1 protein-coding gene is annotated in these 1,590 nt (G+C 28.7%); it reads right to left on the reverse strand.

Features of this window, described 5'->3' with window-relative positions:
• Positions 1-462 precede the first annotated feature (462 nt).
• A complete protein-coding gene (locus ACMOUI_RS01090; protein WP_418963900.1) occupies positions 463-1,569 on the reverse strand; it encodes an alpha/beta hydrolase in 1,107 nt (368 codons plus the stop codon).
• Between the last annotated feature and the right edge of the window lie 21 nt (positions 1,570-1,590).

Here is a 1,590-nt window from a genome sequence, read left to right on the forward strand (position 1 = left end):
AAAAGAGACTGACTAAAAATTTTTAGAAACAAAATAAATGGCAAAGAAATCTTAATGATTTCTCTACCATTTTTTCTTAAAAATCAGTGAAAAGTAAGTTTTTTTCCTAAGAGTATATTACTTTTAGGTATATTTAGTAATTTTATTAAATTGTAGGCGGCCGAAAAAAGACCTATTCAAGATTAACTTTGAACTTGAAGCAGAATTCTAGATATGAATTTTCGTCTTTTTTATGAAACATTCAGAAAAGTATAAGAAGATTGATAATTTAATTTTTTGTGAATTCCCCTTAAATTATATCAATCTTCTATATACTCATATAACTTATTCAAGTGCACCACATATACGGTATTTTATGGTATTTCACAGCTTTGAGCTTTTATCTCATTGTACTAATTTTATTTATTTAACTCAAATTTTTTAATACTTTTTACTTAATTTTTTCTAAATTCGCAAGATATACTATTTTAAATTAGTTTTAAAAAATGTTTCTAGTTTATCAAAAGGAATTTTATTTAAATCGAAATATAGATCCACATGATTAGCATTTGGAATAATCATTAACTCTTTTGGTTCTGCTGCCGCATTATAGGCATCTTTACTAAAATATAAAGAGTGTGCATTCTCACCTGCAATAATTAATATTGGTCGAGGAGAAATTTCGCTAATATATGTTAATAAAGGGAAATTCATAAATGATAATGGCATTGTTGTGTTCCATGCACCTGTTGAATTTAAAGAGTTTTTATGATAACCAATTTTAGTTTTATAATAATCAAAAAACTCTTTTAAAACAGGATTTGGATTTTCAGGAAGAGATTCAGGCAAAATAAGTTTTTCAACATATATATCGCCATTTTCAAGAACATATAAATCGTGATTTTCTGTGTCAAACGTTCCATTTTTTGCATCTATCCAACGTTTTTCATTCAAATAATTTAAAACAGCTTTTCTTTGGTCTATATCATAACGATCCTTTCCATCTCCAACACCATGTCCCATAGCACGACTCATATCATACATAACAGAAGTTGCCACAGCTTTTACTCTTGTATCCATTGCAGTAGCACTTAGTGCCATTCCTCCAAAACCACAAATACCTATAACTCCGATTTGATTACGATTAACATAAGGTAGAAGACCTAAAAAATCAATTGCTGCACTAAAATCCTCTGTATTTATTTCAGGTGATGCAAGATTACGAGGTTGACCTCCACTTTCTCCAGTATAAGATGGGTCAAAAGCTAATGTTACAAATCCACGTTCTGCCATTGTTTGAGCATATAATCCAGAAGATTGTTCTTTTACCGCTCCAAAAGGACCACTAACAGCAATTGCTGGTAATTTTTCATTATTTATATCTTTAGGAATATATAAATCTCCAACTAAAGTTATTCCATAACGATTTTTAAAACTAATCTTTTCATGAGTTACCTTTTCACTCTTTGGAAAAACTTTATCCCATTCTTTTGTTATAACAATATCATTGCTTTTAACTTCATTTGCCATTGCTACACCACTCCCTAAATTTAAAATTAACATACTTATTAGTGCTAAAAATAATTTCAATTTAATCGCCTCCAATATAAT

This window comes from Cetobacterium sp. (assembly GCF_048470075.1).
GTDB lineage: Bacteria > Fusobacteriota > Fusobacteriia > Fusobacteriales > Fusobacteriaceae > Cetobacterium_A.